The organism is Ottowia sp. SB7-C50 (genome assembly GCF_033110285.1).
In the GTDB taxonomy this organism is placed as follows: Bacteria; Pseudomonadota; Gammaproteobacteria; order Burkholderiales; family Burkholderiaceae_C; genus Ottowia.
This window is the reverse complement of the sequence record NZ_CP136995.1, coordinates 1,571,563-1,586,284: the sequence shown is the minus strand read 5'-3', so window position 1 is coordinate 1,586,284 and position 14,722 is coordinate 1,571,563. Positions and strand designations below refer to the sequence as shown.

The 14,722-nt window shown below is 68.0% G+C and carries 12 protein-coding genes, 1 tRNA gene and 1 pseudogene; 8 read left to right on the top strand and 6 right to left on the bottom strand.

Going from position 1 to position 14,722, the window contains the following annotated elements; all coding sequences use genetic code 11:
* Positions 1–3: 3 nt before the first annotated feature.
* Positions 4–2,400: a UvrD-helicase domain-containing protein gene (locus tag R0D99_RS07555; RefSeq protein ID WP_317750781.1), complete on the bottom strand. Its 2,397-nt coding sequence runs from the start codon at positions 2,398–2,400 to the stop codon at positions 4–6.
* Between the two features lie 170 nt (positions 2,401–2,570).
* Between R0D99_RS07555 and R0D99_RS07550 the strand changes: the two genes are divergently transcribed.
* Positions 2,571–3,548: a GMP reductase gene (locus R0D99_RS07550; protein ID WP_317750779.1), complete on the top strand. Its 978-nt coding sequence runs from the start codon at positions 2,571–2,573 to the stop codon at positions 3,546–3,548.
* Positions 3,549–3,640: 92 nt separating this feature from the next.
* On the opposite strand, the gene R0D99_RS07545 is transcribed toward R0D99_RS07550, so the two are convergent.
* The gene (locus tag R0D99_RS07545; protein WP_317750778.1) at positions 3,641–4,225 is read right to left on the bottom strand and encodes a substrate-binding domain-containing protein; all 585 of its coding nucleotides are present in this window, start codon (positions 4,223–4,225) and stop codon (positions 3,641–3,643) included.
* 190 nt (positions 4,226–4,415) lie between these two features.
* Positions 4,416–4,541, bottom strand: a pseudogene (locus tag R0D99_RS07540) (LysR family transcriptional regulator); the annotation flags it as partial.
* Positions 4,542–4,654: 113 nt separating this feature from the next.
* Between R0D99_RS07540 and R0D99_RS07535 the strand changes: the two are divergent.
* Together R0D99_RS07535 and R0D99_RS07530 are read left to right on the top strand one after the other, a co-directional pair.
* Positions 4,655–5,647 carry a tripartite tricarboxylate transporter substrate binding protein gene (locus R0D99_RS07535; protein WP_317750777.1) on the top strand — a complete coding sequence of 331 codons (993 nt, stop codon included), beginning with the start codon at positions 4,655–4,657 and terminating at the stop codon, positions 5,645–5,647.
* Positions 5,648–5,657: 10 nt separating this feature from the next.
* Complete coding sequence (locus R0D99_RS07530; protein ID WP_317750776.1) at positions 5,658–6,884, top strand: M20 aminoacylase family protein; 1,227 nt, start codon at positions 5,658–5,660, stop codon at positions 6,882–6,884.
* A gap of 74 nt (positions 6,885–6,958) precedes the next feature.
* Here the strand turns inward: R0D99_RS07530 and R0D99_RS07525 are convergent, their stop codons facing one another.
* Positions 6,959–7,834, bottom strand: coding sequence for an alpha/beta hydrolase (locus R0D99_RS07525; RefSeq protein ID WP_317750775.1), 876 nt, complete (start codon positions 7,832–7,834; stop codon positions 6,959–6,961).
* 128 nt (positions 7,835–7,962) lie between these two features.
* Here R0D99_RS07525 and R0D99_RS07520 point away from each other — a divergent pair, with 128 nt between their 5' ends.
* Positions 7,963–9,309 (top strand): NAD(P)H-dependent oxidoreductase, encoded by a 1,347-nt coding sequence (locus tag R0D99_RS07520; RefSeq protein ID WP_317750774.1) that lies wholly within the window; start codon positions 7,963–7,965, stop codon positions 9,307–9,309.
* A 28-nt stretch (positions 9,310–9,337) separates the two neighbouring features.
* Positions 9,338–9,413, top strand: a tRNA-Ala gene (locus R0D99_RS07515).
* Positions 9,414–9,584: 171 nt separating this feature from the next.
* Here the strand turns inward: R0D99_RS07515 and R0D99_RS07510 are convergent.
* Positions 9,585–10,565: an amidohydrolase family protein gene (locus tag R0D99_RS07510; RefSeq protein ID WP_317750773.1), complete on the bottom strand. Its 981-nt coding sequence runs from the start codon at positions 10,563–10,565 to the stop codon at positions 9,585–9,587.
* A 111-nt stretch (positions 10,566–10,676) separates the two neighbouring features.
* Here R0D99_RS07510 and R0D99_RS07505 point away from each other — a divergent pair, with 111 nt between their 5' ends.
* A complete protein-coding gene (locus tag R0D99_RS07505) occupies positions 10,677–11,633 on the top strand; it encodes a Bug family tripartite tricarboxylate transporter substrate binding protein (protein ID WP_317750772.1) in 957 nt (318 codons plus the stop codon).
* A 12-nt stretch (positions 11,634–11,645) separates the two neighbouring features.
* Here the strand turns inward: R0D99_RS07505 and R0D99_RS07500 are convergent, their stop codons facing one another.
* Positions 11,646–12,497: a TatD family hydrolase gene (locus R0D99_RS07500; protein ID WP_317751036.1), complete on the bottom strand. Its 852-nt coding sequence runs from the start codon at positions 12,495–12,497 to the stop codon at positions 11,646–11,648.
* 111 nt (positions 12,498–12,608) lie between these two features.
* On the opposite strand from R0D99_RS07500, the gene R0D99_RS07495 reads away from it, so the two are divergent.
* Positions 12,609–13,550, top strand: coding sequence for a S1C family serine protease (locus tag R0D99_RS07495; RefSeq protein ID WP_317750771.1), 942 nt, complete (start codon positions 12,609–12,611; stop codon positions 13,548–13,550).
* A 141-nt stretch (positions 13,551–13,691) separates the two neighbouring features.
* Positions 13,692–14,702 (top strand): MoxR family ATPase, encoded by a 1,011-nt coding sequence (locus R0D99_RS07490; protein WP_317750770.1) that lies wholly within the window; start codon positions 13,692–13,694, stop codon positions 14,700–14,702.
* The last annotated feature ends 20 nt before the right edge of the window (positions 14,703–14,722 follow it).

The window sequence follows — 14,722 nt, the reverse complement described above, 5'->3', positions numbered from 1 at the left end:
TGCTCAATCCACCACCGTCAGCTTGGCCACCGCCAGTGCCAGCCACTTCACCCCGTGGCGCGGAAAGTAGACCTGCGCGCGTGCATCGTCGCCCGAGCCTTCGGTCGCCTGCACGGTGCCTTCGCCGAACTTGTTGTGAAACACCTTGCAGCCCACGGTGATGCCGTGCGCCGGCTCGGTCTTGCGAGCCGGCAGCGGCGCCGACTTGAACGATTCGGCATGAAATCCGCCACCACCCCAGGCGGGACGGGCGCCATGCGCTATCGAACGTGAAGCATCGGCGTTGGCAAAGCCGCTGCGCTGCGGGGTGATCCACTTCAGCGCGTCTTCGGGCAGTTCTTCCAGGAAGCGGCTGCGGATGTGATAGCGCGTCTGCCCATGCAGCAGGCGCGTCTGCGCGTGGCTCAGGTACAGGCGCTTGCGCGCGCGCGTGATGGCCACGTACATCAGGCGGCGCTCTTCCTCCAGCCCGCTGTGGTCGCTGAGCGAGTTCTCGTGCGGAAACAGCCCTTCTTCCAGCCCGGTGATGAACACGGCGTCAAATTCCAGCCCCTTGCTGGCGTGCACGGTCATCAGCTGTACCGCGTCCTGCCCGGCCTGGGCCTGGTTGTCGCCCGCCTCCAGCGCGGCGTGCGACAGGAAAGCCGCCAGCGGGCTGAGCGTTTCGCCGGTGGCGGCATCGACCAGCGGCGGCGGCACGGGCAGCGGCTCGTTGAGCAGCGGCGCGTCCGGGTCCAGCCCCTGGCTGACGGGCGACTGGGTCAGCTCGGCGGTTTCGTCCACCGGCAGCGCAACCGCATCGCGGCCAAAGCCCTCCTGCGTGACAAAGCTCTCGGCCGCGCTGGCCAGTTCTTCCAGGTTCTCGATGCGGTCGGCGCCTTCGCGGTCGGCGCGGTAATGCTCGATCAGGCCACTGCCGTCCAGCATCTGCTCGATGATCTGGCGCAGCGTCTGGCCGGCGGTCTGCTCGCGCATGACGTCCACCTTGGCCACAAAGGCCGACAGGTTGGCGCCCGCGCGGCCCGGCAGCAGCGTGACCGCGTCGACCAGCGAGGTGCCGGCGGCGCGCGCGGCGTCCTGCAACTGCTCGATGCTGCGCGCACCGATGCCGCGCGGCGGGAAGTTGACCACGCGCAGAAAGCTGGTGTCGTCGCGCGGGTTCTCCAGCAGGCGCAGGTAGGCCAGCGCGTGCTTGATCTCGGCCCGCTCGAAAAAGCGCAGGCCGCCATACACACGGTACGGCACGCCGGCGTTGAACAGCTGCGTCTCGATCACGCGGCTTTGCGCGTTGCTGCGGTACAGCACCGCGACTTCCTTGCGTGCGTAGTCTTCGCCGCGCACCAGTTGCCGCAGTTCGTCGACCACCCATTCGGCTTCGGCAAAATCGCTGGGCGCCTCGTAGATGCGCACCGGCTCGCCCGCGCCCTGCGTGGTGCGCAGGTTCTTGCCCAGGCGGCTCTGGTTGTGGCTGATCAGCTGGTTGGCCGAGTCGAGGATGTTGCTGTGGCTGCGGTAGTTCTGCTCCAGCTTGATCTGGTGGCGCACCCCGAATTCGCGCACGAAGTCGGCCATGTTGCCCACGCGCGCGCCACGAAAGGCGTAGATGCTCTGGTCATCGTCGCCCACCGCCAGGATCGCGCCATGCCCGCCCTCGCCCGGCAGGCCGGCGATCATCTTGATCCACGCGTACTGCAGCCGGTTGGTGTCCTGAAACTCGTCGATCAGGATGTGGCGAAAGCGCCGTCGGTAGTGTTCGCGCACGGCATCGTGGTCGCGCAGCAGCTCGTAGCTGCGCAGCATCAGCTCGCCGAAGTCGACCACCCCCTCGCGCTGGCACTGTTCTTCATACAGCTGGTAGATCTCGACCTTCTTTTGGCTGTCGGCGTCGCGCACCTCCACGTCGGCCGGGCGCAGGCCGTCTTCCTTGCATCCGCTCATGAACCACTGCAACTGCTTGGGCGGAAAGCGCTCTTCATCGACCTGGAACTGCTTGCACAGCCGCTTTATGGCCGACAGCTGGTCCTGCGTGTCGAGGATCTGGAACGCCTGCGGCAGATTCGCCAACTTGTAGTGCGCCCGCAGAAAGCGGTTGCACAACCCATGGAAGGTGCCGATCCACATGCCCCGCGCGTTCAGCGGCAGCATCGCCGTCAGGCGCGTCAGCATCTCCTTGGCGGCCTTGTTGGTGAAGGTGACGGCCAGCACGCCGCCCGGTGACACCTGCCCCGTCTGCAGCAGCCAGGCAATGCGCGTCGTCAGAACGCGCGTCTTGCCCGAACCGGCGCCGGCCAGGATCAGTGCGTGTTCAGGCGGCAGGGTGACGGCGGCGCGTTGTTCGAGGTTGAGGCCGGCCAGCAGCGGTAGGTCGGCGCTGGCGGGCGCATCGTGTATGAGAGGCATCCGGGGATTGTAGGAAGGCCTTCAGGCGGCAAGCCACACGCTCGCACCGATCTCGCTACAATCAATCACCGGGCCCAAGTTTTCTTGGCCCGGTTTTTTTGTGTCCATCACAAAACGCCGGGGCCAAGCCAAGCGCCCATCTTTTCACACCCTGATTGGAGCTTGGAACCATGGAAATCTTCGACTACGACCACATCCTGCTGCTGCCGCGCAAGTGCCGCGTGGAAAGCCGCAGCGAATGCGACGCCAGCGTCGAATTCGGCGGCCGGCGCTTCAAGCTGCCGGTGGTGCCGTCCAACATGAAGACCGTGGTGGACGAAAAAGTCTGCGCCTGGCTGGCCGAGCACGGTTACTTCTACGTGATGCACCGGTTCGACCTGGACAACGTGGCCTTCGTGCGCGACATGAAGGCCAAGGGCCTGTTCGCGTCGATCTCGGTCGGCATCAAGCCAGCCGACCACGACTGCATCGACCAGCTGGCTGCCGAAGGCCTGACGCCGGAATACATCACCATCGACATCGCGCACGGCCACGCCGACAGCGTGCGCGACATGATTCGCCACATCAAGGCCAAGCTGCCCGACAGCTTCGTCATCGCCGGCAACGTGGCCACGCCCGAAGCGGTGATCGACCTGGAGAACTGGGGCGCCGACGCCACCAAGGTGGGCGTGGGTCCGGGCAAGGTCTGCATCACGCGGCTGAAGACAGGTTTTGGCACCGGCGGCTGGCAGCTGTCGGCGCTGAAGTGGTGCGCCCGCGTGGCGACCAAACCCATCGTGGCCGACGGCGGCATTCGCCACCATGGCGACGTGGCCAAGTCGATCCGCTTTGGTGCGACCATGGTGATGATCGGTTCGCTGTTCGCCGGCCACGAAGAATCGCCCGGCCGCACGGTCGAAGTCGACGGCGAGCTGTTCAAGGAGTACTACGGCTCGGCCAGCGACTTCAACAAGGGCGAGTACCGCCACGTCGAAGGCAAGCGCATCCTGGAGCCGATCAAGGGCAAGCTGGCCGACACGCTGGTGGAGATGGAGCAGGACGTGCAAAGCTCCATCAGCTACGCGGGCGGCAAGAAGCTGCTGGACATCCGCAAGGTGAACTACGTCATCCTGGGCGGGGACAACGCGGGTGAGCATCTGTTGATGTGATCTTCAGGCCGATCTGGTCCTGAGCGCTGATCCACCAAGCGCAGAGTGCTATTGTTTTTGAAGCTTCTGGACGTTGCGGCTGACGGGCGCCATCAATCCCGCAGCCGCTCCGCCACAAAGCGCCGCAGCAGCTGCATCACCGGCGCCTCGGTGCGGCCGGCCAGCGTGACGTAGGCGAAGCGCGCGCCGGCGGCCAGCGGCGGCGACAGGCGCAATTCCGCCAATTGCCCGGCATCGATGCCGCTGCGCGCGGCGGCGATCACGCCCAGAAAGATGGCGTCGGTCTGCGCCACCGTATCCAGCAGGCTGCCCACGTCCTCACACACCAACGCGCCCATGCGCGCAGGATCAGCGCGGGGGCCATAGCGTTCCACCAGAATGCGCGCCACCTCGTCCGACAGCGGCGTGGTGGCGACCGGATAGCGCAGCAGGTCGTCGAAGCGAACCGCCGCCTGCCCCGCCAGCGGGTGTGCGGCGCGGCTGACGAAGCCGGCGCGCAGCTCGGTCAGCGGCTCGATCACCAGGTCTGGCGCGGGCGCCATCCGGCGCGCGTCGATCACCAGCGCATCCAGCTCGCGCTGGCGCAGCTGTTGCACCTGCAAGTCGGTCGAGCCCCGTGCAATGACCACGCGCACGTCGGGGTACAGCGGCGCCACGTGCGCCAGCAGCGGCGTCATCAGCAGCGCCCCCCGGGCCTGACCCCAGGCCAACGCGGATCGTGCCCGCCTCGCCCTGGCGCAGCAGTTCGGCGCTGCGCTGGATTTCGGCGGCTTCCAGCGTGATGCGGCGCGCGCGCGCCAGCACGGCCTCGCCCAACGGGGTCAGCGTGCTGCGCTTGCCGGCGCGGTCGATCAGGCGTGCGCCCAGTTCGTCTTCCAGCGTCTGCACGCTGCGGCTGAGCGCCGATTGCGTCAGGTGCAGGCGTTCGGCGGCGCGCGAGAACGAGCCTTCCTCGGCCAGCGCGGTCAGGTGGGCAAGTTGGCGCAGGTTCACGATGAATGAGAATATCTCATAGTAATCTTGATATCAATTCATTTGACACATGCATTGGCGTGCAGGATATTGCAGGTTCCTCGTCTTTCTCACACCCGCCGGAGCCCACGACCATGTCCCTCGACCGCCGCCACCTGTTGCAGTTTGCCGCCGCCAGCCTGGCCACCCTGGCCTTTGGCGCCGCCGCGCAAAGCTACCCGACCAAGCCCGTCACGCTGATGGTGCCCTACCCGCCCGGCGGCCTGTCGGACAACATCGCCCGCCGCGTGAACGTACCGCTGGCCGCTGCCATGGGTCAGCCGGTGATCATCGAGAACCTGGGCGGCGCCAGCGGCTCGATCGCCGCGCAGAAGGTGCTGCATGCGCCGTCCGACGGCTACATGGTGTTCCAGGGCTCGCCCAACGAGCTGATCCTGGCGCCGCTGGCCATCGCGTCGATCAAGTACAAACCCGAGGACTTCCGCCAGATCCACCGCATTGCGCTGGCGCCCATGGCCATCCTGGCGCGCGCTGGCCTGCCGGCCAAGAACGCCGACGAGCTGGCCGCTTACGCCGCCAAGGCCGCCAAGGACGGCAAGCCCATGACCTATGCCAGCGTGGGCGTCGGCTCGTTCTACCACCTGCTGGGCGCCAAGATGAGCAAGGACTTGGGCGTGCCCATGACGCACGTCCCCTACAAGGGCGCGGCCGACGCCATCCGCGACCTGGTGGGCGATCAGGTGGACATCTTCATCACGCCCTACGGCCTGGCGCAGACCGAGTTCATCAAGCAGGGCAAGATGAAGGCCGTGGCCGTGCTGACACCACAGCCCCAGCGCCTGTTGCCGGGCGTGCCCAGCACCGCCGACAGCAAGGCGCTGAAGAACTTCCTGTATGAAATCGGCACCGGCTATTTCGTCAAGCGCGACACGCCCGAGCCCATCGTTCAGGCGGTTCACAAGGGCCTGCAAAAAGTGCTGACCGACACGCAGCTGAAGGCCGGCCTGTTCGCCATGGGCCAGGAAGTGTCGCCCGCGCAAAGCCTGGCCGACGCCGACGCGAGCTACAAGCAGGAAATCGCCACCTTCCAGGCCATCGCCAAGAGCATCGGCCTGGTCGCGCAATAAGCGGGGCGCCATGAGCTCGCCCGTGATCGACGCCACACCCACCCACGCGCTGCTGGGCGGCCTGCGGCAGCAGGCCGACACCTTCGTCGCCCTGCGCCGCGACATCCACCAGCACCCGGAGTTAGGCTATGCCGAGTTCCGCACCAGCGACCTGGTAGCCGAGCGGCTGCAAGCCTGGGGCTATGAGGTGACGCGCGGGCTGGGCGGCACTGGCCTGGTCGGCCAGCTCAAGCGGGGCGATGGCCGCAAGCGCCTGGGCCTGCGCGCCGACATGGACGCGCTGCCCATCCACGAAGCCACCGGCCTGCCCTGGGCCAGCGCGCACGCGGGCCGCATGCACGCCTGCGGGCACGACGGCCACACGGCGATGCTGCTGGCGGCGGCCGAACACATCGCGCGCGCCGGGCGCTTTTCGGGCACGCTCAACCTGATCTTTCAACCTGCGGAAGAAGGCCTGGGCGGCGCCAAGGCGATGATGGACGACGGCTTGTTCGAGCGCTTTCCGTGCGACGCCATCTTTGCCATGCACAACATGCCGGGGCACCGCCAGGGGCAGTTGCTGCTGCGCGACGGCGCCACGATGGCATCGTCCGACGGCCTCACCATCACGCTCACCGGCAAGGGCAGCCACGGCGCCATGCCGCACCACAGCGCCGACCCGGTGGTGGCCGGCAGCTCGATCGTGCTGGGGCTGCAAAGCATCGTGGCGCGCAACGTCGACCCCAAGGCCATGGCCGTCATCACCGTCGGCGCCTTCCAGGCCGGCGAGGCGCACAACGTGATTCCGGGCGAGGCGGTGCTGAAACTGAGCGTGCGCGCGCTCGACCGCGGCGTACGCGCGACGCTGCGCCGCCGCATCGAGGAGCTGGTGGACGCGCAGGCCAAGGCCTTCAACGTCACCTGGCGCATGGAGCAGGTCACCGGCTACCCGGTGCTGGTCAACACACCTGCCGAAACCGACTTTGCTCGCGCCGTGGCGACCGAGTTGGTTGGCGCCGCCAACGTGGTGCCGCAGACCGATCCGCTGTCGGGCAGCGAAGACTTTGCCTTCATGCTGGAGCAGGTGCCCGGCAGCTATTTGCTGATCGGCAATGGCGATGGCTCAGACGATGCGCACAACGGCGGCCATGGCGCGTGCATGGTGCACAACCCGGGGTACGACTTCAACGATGCGAATCTGCCGATTGGCGCGGCCTATTGGGCGCTGCTGACCGAGCGGTTTCTGGTGGCCGATTGAGGCAGGGTTCAAGCCAAATAAGGCTTTAGCGCTTATCCCATCAGCGCAAGCAGCTATCTTTAAGATAGCAAAATCTAGCCGATCACCTGCCGCCACACCCGGTGCGCGCGCTGCTTCGGGTCCACCAGCGCATCGACGATGCTGAAGTGGTCCAGCCCCGGCAGCGCCTGCGCCAGCGGCACGCGTTCGCGGCCCCAGGCCTGCTGGATCAGGCGGTTCAGCCGCAGGTATTCGCCGCTTTCTTCACCACCCACCAGCGCGTAGAACTGGCCGCGCGCGGGCGCCGGAATACGCGCCGGGCTGCATGCGGCCACCTGCGCGGCATCGAGGCGCAGCACCTCCTGCAGGCTGGGCACGTGCAGCAGCGGCTGCAGGTCGTACACGCCCGACAGGCCGAGCGCGCGCTTGACCACGTCGCGCGGCAAGGCCGGGTCGAACACGTTCCACGCGCAGGCCAGCATCATGGCGGCCAGCTGCCCGCCCGCCGAATGCCCCACCACGCTGATGCGGCGCGGGTCGGCGTCCAGCGTGCGCGCATGGCGCCAGGCCCAGGCCACGGCGCGCACCATCTGCAGCGTGATGTCGCCAATGCGCGCCTGCGGGCACAGCGTGTAGTTGGGCACCACCGTGGCCGCGCCCAGGTCATGCGCCGCGCCGGCCACGAAGCTGTGAAACGACTTGTCCAGCGCCCGCCAGTAGCCACCGTGGATGAACACCACCAGCGGTGCGCCGGGGCGCGGCGCCTTGAAGGCGTCCAGCCGCTCGCGCGGGGCGTCGCCATAGGGCACGTCCACATCGCAGGCCAGCGTGCGCCGCACCAGCGCCGATTCGGCCGCCCAGCGCGTGAAGTACGCGGGGTGCTCGGGCACGCGCATGCGGTTGTTGTACATGCGCTCCAGCCACTGAATGTCGGGCTGGTCGCGACGGAAGGATTCGTTGGTGCGGGGCATGGAAGGCGTTATTGTCGCAAACTGCGGGGTGGCCCCGGCGGCCGAGCCCTTGGCATCAAATCAGGCGCCAGCCCTTGCGCAAAAGGCGATGGCCGCTATCGTAAACATAGTACATCCGGAGTTTCCCCATGAGCCTGCACCGCCAGTTGCAACAGCGCGCCGCCGAAGGCCGCCCCGTCCGCGTCGGCCTGATCGGCGCCGGCAAGTTCGGGTCGATGTACCTGGCGCAGGTGCCACGCACGCCGGGGGTGCACCTGGCCGGCATTGCTGACCTGTCGCCCGACGGCGCGCGGGCCAATCTGGCGCGCGTCGGCTGGCCGGCCGAGCGCAGCGCGGCACGCTCGCTGGACGACGCGCTGGCCCAGGGCACCACGCACGTGGGTGACGACTGGCAGGCGCTGGTGCGGCACCCGGCCATCGACGTGGTCGTGGAATGCACCGGCCACCCCATTGCCGCCGTCGACCATTGCCTGGAAGCCTTTGCGCACGGCAAGCACGTCGTCAACGTCACCGTGGAGGCCGACGCTTTCTGCGGCCCCCTGCTGGCCCGCAAAGCCGCCGAGGCCGGCGTGGTCTATTCCATGGCCTTCGGCGACCAGCCGGCAATGATCTGCGATCTGGTGGACTGGGCGCGTACCTGCGGCTTTCCGGTGGTGGCGGCTGGGCGTGGGCACAAATGGCTGCCGCACTTCTGCGACAGCACGCCCGAAACCGTCTGGGGCCACTACGGCCTGACGCCCGAGCAAGCCGCGCGCGGCGGCCTCAACCCCAAGATGTTCAACAGCTTCCTGGACGGCAGCAAGCCCGCCATCGAAAGCACCGCCGTCGCCAACGCCACCGGCCTGGCCGTGCCGGCAGAGGGCCTGCGCTACCCGCCGGGCAGCATCGCCGACATCCCCTACCTGACGCGCCCACGCGCCGAAGGCGGCGTGCTGGATAAAAAAGGCATGGTCGAAGTCATTTCGTCGCTCCGCCCCGACGGCACGCCCATCGACTACGACATCCGCATGGGCGTGTGGGTCACCGTGGAAGCCGAGACCGACTACATCAAGCACTGCTTCGAGGAATACAACGCCCACACCGACGACACGGGCCGCTACTTCAGCCTGTACAAGCGCTGGCACCTGATCGGCCTGGAAGTCGGCATGAGCGTCGCCAGCGTGGCCCTGCGGCGCGAGGCGACCGGCGTCGCCACCGGCTGGCACGCCGACGTCGTCGCCACCGCCAAGCGCGACCTGAAGCCGGGTGACCTGCTCGACGGCGAAGGCGGCTACACCGTGTGGGGCAAGCTGCAGCCCGCCACCCGTTCGGTGCACATGGGCGGCCTGCCGCTGGGCCTGGCGCACGACGTCAAGGTGATTCGCCCCGTGGCGCGCGGCACCTGCCTCACCTGGGCCGACGTCGCCATCGACACCCATACGCCCGCCTACCGGATTCGCCGCGAGATGGAAACCGCCCTGTCACCCGCCGATTGAAGGCGCGATAGAATGCGTTCTGCTTGTGGGGGGGGTAGCTCAGCTGGGAGAGCGCCGCGTTCGCAATGCGGAGGTCGGGAGTTCGATCCTCCTCCTCTCCACCAAAAGTCCTTATTTCATGCGGCCTCCGGGCCGTTTTTCTTTTCGTACCCACCGCCCTACCCATCTGTTGATCGATGGTGTCATGGGTCAAGCCGGCTTCGTCGCCGGCCGCCACGCATCCACACGGCGACCCGGCATCTGAGCAACGCTGGCTACGGCGCTGGCAGTGCGATCTACAACCCGAACAATCGCTGCGCGTTGGAGCCCCGCAGGGCGCGCATCTGTGACGGGGGCAGCTGCGCGGTGTTGGCGAAGGCGCCCGGGGTGTCGTGCACCCAGTGCGGCCAGTCGGTGCCGAGCATGACCTGTTCTTCTCCAACCACCGAGATCAGGTACCTCAACGCACCCAGGTTGTAGGTGATGCTGTCGTAATGGATGTGGCGCAGGTAGTCGGTGGGCTTGCGCTTCATCTGGCGGCGTTGCGGCAACTCAACCTGGTCGCCTTTCTCGAACCGGCCCACCAGATACGGCAGGGTGCCGCCGCCGTGCGAGGCGATGACCTTCAGGTTCGGGTACTGGTCAAAGAAACCCTCGAAGATCATGCGGGTGATGGCCAGCGTGGTGTCGAACATGAATCCCACCGACCAGCTGAGGTCGAACTTGGTCATGTCCATGGCGTCCACGCCGGGCGGATCGGTCGGGTGGACCAGCACGGGCAGCGCGCGGGCGTCGATGGCCTGCCAGATGGGGCTGAACATGGGGTCCGTCAGGCTGCGGCCGGCCACGTTGGCCAGCACCATGACGCCTGCGGCGCCCAGGGCGCAACTGCGCTCCAGTTCTTCGACGGCGCGCTGTGGGTATTCCCACGGCAGCGACGCGAACCAGCGGATGCGGTCGGGGTAGTCGCGCTGCGCTTCGGCAAAGTTGTCGTTGGCCTCGCGCGCGGCCTGCACGCTCACCGCTTCGCCGCCCCAGTAGACGTTGGGACAGGTCAGCGACACCACCGACACGTCGATGCCCGCCTGGTCCATGTGCTGGATGCGCAGCTTCCAGTCGAAATGGCCTTTCTGCGGAATCACCACCGGCGTGTCGCCGCGGAATATTTCCGGCTGCCCGTCGGGACGAATCTTCAGGTTGTAGATGCCGGCCTTGGCCTTGAGCAGTTCCAGCCACGGGTGGGTGAACGCGTGGGTGTGGACATCAATCACGGTCATGTCGGCAAGCTCCTGTATCCGCCGTTCAACCGGCGGTCGTTGAGGGTGTGCCCGGATGGATCGGTGCACGCGGTTCGGTAGGATGCTAATGGATCATCCCAAGGAGACTTCATGAAACGTCGTTCGTTCGCCGCGCTGGCCCTGGCCGGCACGCTGGTTGCGCTGCCCGCGCTGGCCCAGGACAAGACCACCCGGCTGTGGGTCGGCTTTCCACCCGGCGGGTCGGTCGACGTGATCGCGCGCATGCTGGCCGACAAGATGCGCGTGTCGCTGGGCCAGAACGTCATCGTCGAAAACAAGCCCGGCGCGGCCGGGCGCCTGGTGATGGGCGAGCTCAAGCGCGCCGCGCCCGACGGCCAGACGCTGGTGCTGACGCCCAGCGGCGGCCTGGTGATTGCGCCATGGCTCTACAACAACATCGGCTACGACCCGGTGAAGGACTTCACGCCGATCTCGCGCGTGGTGACCTTTGACTTCGCCGTCACCGCGGGGCCGGGCGCGCCGCAGGGCGACCTGAAGTCCGTGCTGGCATGGATGAAGGCCAACCCCGGCAAGGCCAACTACGGCACGTCGGGCGCTGGCACGGTGCCGCATTTCGCCGGACTGCTGCTGTCGCAGGCCACCGGTGTTCCGCTGACGCACGTGCCCTACCGCGGCGGCGCCCCCGCCGCGCAGGACCTGATCGGCGGACAGATTCCGCTGATGGTCGACACCGCGTCGGAAACGCTGGAACACCACAAGGCGGGCAAGGTGCGCGTGGTAGCCGTCACGGGCGAGCAGCGGTCCAAGGCGCTGCCCGAAGTGCCCACGCTCAAGGAGCAAGGCATTGACATGGCGGCCGACGCCTTCTTCGGCCTGTACGGGCCGCACGGCATGTCGCCTGACACCGTGGCGCGCATCGACCGCGCCGTGTCCGACGCGCTGAAGGACCCCGCCGTGCAGGACAAGATCCGCGGCTTCGGGCTGGTGCCCAACCACGCCGGCGGTGCCGATCTGGCCGCCACGCAGGCGGCGCACCTCAAGCGCTGGGAAGCGCCGATCAAGGCATCGGGCTACAAGGCCGAGTAAGCCACCACGGCGTCAGTCGCCGCCGGCTGGCGCCCAAAGCCCGTGCAGGCGGGGCAAGGCGGCCAGCGCGTTGGCGGTGGTCGCCGCGGCCCATGCGTCCACGGATACGCCGCGCAGTTGCGCCACCTCGGCAGCGATGCGCGGCAATTCGGCCGGCTCGTTGCGGCCCTGCGGCTGGCCGGCGGCGCGCTGCTCGGCGGTGGCGTACAGCCAGTGCGGCGGAATGTCGGGTGAATCGGTTTCCATCACCACAGCGTGGCTTGGCAACGTCTGCGCCAGCGCGCGCAGGCGCGTGGCGCGTTCGTATGTGGCGGCGCCGCCAAACCCCAGCTTGAAGCCCATGGCCAGGAACGCATCGGCCTGCTGCCGACTGCCGTTGAAGGCATGCGCGATGCCGCCGCTCACGCCGATGTCGCGCAGTCCCTTCAGCACCTGGTCGACCGACCGCCGCACGTGCAGGACGACGGGCAGCTGGTGGCGGCGCGCCAGCTTCAGCTGTTCGCGAAAGAAGCGCTCCTGCCGCTCGCGCAGCGGCGACTCGGTGAGATCGGGCTCGAAGTAGTCCAGCCCGATCTCACCCACCGCCACCAGCCGCGGGTCGCCCGCGTGGGCGTGCAGGGCCGCGTCCAGCCGCGCCAGATCGTCATCGCCCGCACGCGCCACGTACAGCGGGTGAATGCCCAGCGCATACGCGTCGCCCAAGCGGTGCGCCAGCGCACGGGCGCCGTCAAACGCAGCGGCTTCGACCGCCGGAATGACGCACAGGTTCACGCCCGCGCCGGTCGCGCGGTCACGCACGGCCGCGATGTCCGACGCGAACTCTGACGCGTCCAGGTGGCAATGGGTGTCGATCCAGCGGGCCATCGTCACCATCATGCCCCAATCATCGATGGGCCGTGGCCCTCACGCGCGCGGCCGCGCGAACCGTGCTACCGTGTGCCTGTTGCCGTCGCACCGATGTCGAAAGGTGACCGCATGCGTCGAACCCCGCTCTACAGCCGTTCTCTTCCGCCCGCCGCCGAGTCGCGACACGACCTGGCTGCGGCAGACGCCGAGCCGGCGCCGGCCGCGGCCGAGCCGGTGGCAAAGCGCCCCAGCCAACGCCTGGCACGCGTTGCAACCGCCCTTCGCCACCCTGCCCTGACCTGGGCCGCCATCGCCGCGCTGGCACTGGCCCTGGCCTTGCCAAACACGCCCTGGCGCACCACGGCACAGCGCAAGCTGACCCAGGACGACATCCACGCCGCCGTGATGCACACGCTGACCCACAAGGTACTGCCGTCGCAGGCGGCGCGCGCGGCCGCCACCGTGGCACCGGCGCTGGTGCGCGTCGAAGGCGTGCTGGCCGGCAAGAAGGACCGGCGAGGCCATGCCGAAATGGGGCGCGGCGTCGGCACCGGCGTGGTCATCATCGACAACGGCACCATCCTGACCAACCTGCACGTGGTGCAAGGGGCCGAAAGCATCTCGGTCACCTTTGCCGACGGGCTGGAATCGCCCGCCGCCATCGTCAACGTGCAGCCCGAGAACGACCTGGCGGTGCTGCGCGCGCAGAAGATCCCGGACGACCTGCAGGCCGCCACCATGCGTTCCACCGCCGATCTGGCACCGGGCGACGAAGTGGTGGCCATCGGCTACCCGTTCGGCATCGGGCCGTCGGTGTCGGCGGGCGTGGTGTCGGGACTCAAGCGCGGCTTCAAGTCGCCCGAGGGCGGCCAGGTGATGAGCAACCTGATCCAGTTCGACGCCGCCGCCAACCCCGGCAATTCGGGCGGCCCGCTGGTGACGATGGACGGCCATGTGGTCGGCATCGTCACGGCCATCCTCAACCCCACGCCGGCGCGCACCTTCCTGGGCATCGGCTTCGCGGTGCCGATCGAGAACGCCGCCAGCGCGGCCGGACAGCCACCGTTTTAGGATGCACCCGCCTGAGTCGCTGACGCGCCTTCCCCGCTCTCCTGCGGGAGGGGGGCAACGCCAGCCGCCGGCCCAGGTCCGGCGATGGCGTTCACTGGCGTGGCCTGCTCCGCGGCCTTCTGATTTTTGGAGTTCGAGCACATGACCGACAACCGCTTTACGCAAGACACCGCCACCGCCGAACTGATGGAGCGGATCCTCTACGAGGTCAAGCGCGTGGTGGTCGGGCAGGACCGCTTTCTGGAGCGCGTGATGGTCGCCCTGCTGGCCGGCGGCCATCTGCTGGTCGAAGGCGTGCCCGGTCTGGCCAAGACGCTGACCGTCAAGACGCTGGCCGGCGTGCTGCAGGGCCAGTTCAAGCGCATCCAGTTCACGCCCGACCTGGTGCCGGCCGACCTGATCGGCACGCGCATCTACAACCAGCGCGATGGCGACTTCAGCACCGCGCTCGGGCCCGTGTTCACCCACCTGCTGCTGGCCGACGAGATCAACCGCGCCCCCGCCAAGGTGCAGAGCGCGCTGCTGGAGGTGATGCAGGAGCGCCAGGTCACCATTGCCGGGCAGACGCACTTCGTGCCCGAGCCCTTTCTGGTCATGGCCACGCAGAACCCCATCGAAACCGAAGGCACCTACCCGCTGCCCGAAGCGCAGGTCGACCGCTTTATGATGAAGGTGGTCGTGGGCTACCCCAGCGACGAGGAAGAGTTCGTCATCGCCCAGCGCGTGACCGGCCCGCGCATCGACGTCAACCCGGTCGCCAGCATGGACCAGCTGGCCGCGCTGCAGCGCCAGTGCCGACAGGTCTACGTCGACCCGTCGCTGGTGCAGTACGCCGTCAAGCTGGTGTCGGCCACGCGCGAGCCGACGGCGGCGGGCCTGGGCGATCTGGCGCCCATGATCACCTTTGGCGCCAGCCCGCGCGCCACCATCGGCCTGATCGAAGGCGCCAGGGCGCTGGCCATGATGCGCGGGCGCACCTATGCCCTGCCCGAAGACATGAGCGACCTGGTGCCCGACGTGCTGCGCCACCGGCTGGTGCTGTCGTACGAGGCGCTGTCCGAAGGCATGAGCGCCAAGCAGATCGTGCTGCGCGTCATGGCCCAGGTGCCCCCGCCGCCCAAGCCGCTGGCGCACGACAGGATCGCCGCATGACGGCCCCGCCACGCACCGCC

What these genes read in the sequence shown, in the direction of transcription:
- R0D99_RS07550 (WP_317750779.1), top strand. Translation starts at nt 2,571, where the DNA reads ATGGAAATCTTCGACTACGACCACATCCTGCTGCTGCCGCGCAAGTGC.
- R0D99_RS07505 (WP_317750772.1), top strand. Translation starts at nt 10,677, where the DNA reads ATGAAACGTCGTTCGTTCGCCGCGCTGGCCCTGGCCGGCACGCTGGTT.
- R0D99_RS07495 (WP_317750771.1), top strand. Translation starts at nt 12,609, where the DNA reads ATGCGTCGAACCCCGCTCTACAGCCGTTCTCTTCCGCCCGCCGCCGAG.
- R0D99_RS07510 (WP_317750773.1), bottom strand. Translation starts at nt 10,565, where the DNA reads ATGACCGTGATTGATGTCCACACCCACGCGTTCACCCACCCGTGGCTG.
- R0D99_RS07555 (WP_317750781.1), bottom strand. Translation starts at nt 2,400, where the DNA reads ATGCCTCTCATACACGATGCGCCCGCCAGCGCCGACCTACCGCTGCTG.
- R0D99_RS07520 (WP_317750774.1), top strand. Translation starts at nt 7,963, where the DNA reads ATGAGCCTGCACCGCCAGTTGCAACAGCGCGCCGCCGAAGGCCGCCCC.
- R0D99_RS07535 (WP_317750777.1), top strand. Translation starts at nt 4,655, where the DNA reads ATGTCCCTCGACCGCCGCCACCTGTTGCAGTTTGCCGCCGCCAGCCTG.
- R0D99_RS07545 (WP_317750778.1), bottom strand. Translation starts at nt 4,225, where the DNA reads ATGACGCCGCTGCTGGCGCACGTGGCGCCGCTGTACCCCGACGTGCGC.
- R0D99_RS07500 (WP_317751036.1), bottom strand. Translation starts at nt 12,497, where the DNA reads ATGGCCCGCTGGATCGACACCCATTGCCACCTGGACGCGTCAGAGTTC.
- R0D99_RS07490 (WP_317750770.1), top strand. Translation starts at nt 13,692, where the DNA reads ATGACCGACAACCGCTTTACGCAAGACACCGCCACCGCCGAACTGATG.
- R0D99_RS07530 (WP_317750776.1), top strand. Translation starts at nt 5,658, where the DNA reads ATGAGCTCGCCCGTGATCGACGCCACACCCACCCACGCGCTGCTGGGC.
- R0D99_RS07525 (WP_317750775.1), bottom strand. Translation starts at nt 7,834, where the DNA reads ATGCCCCGCACCAACGAATCCTTCCGTCGCGACCAGCCCGACATTCAG.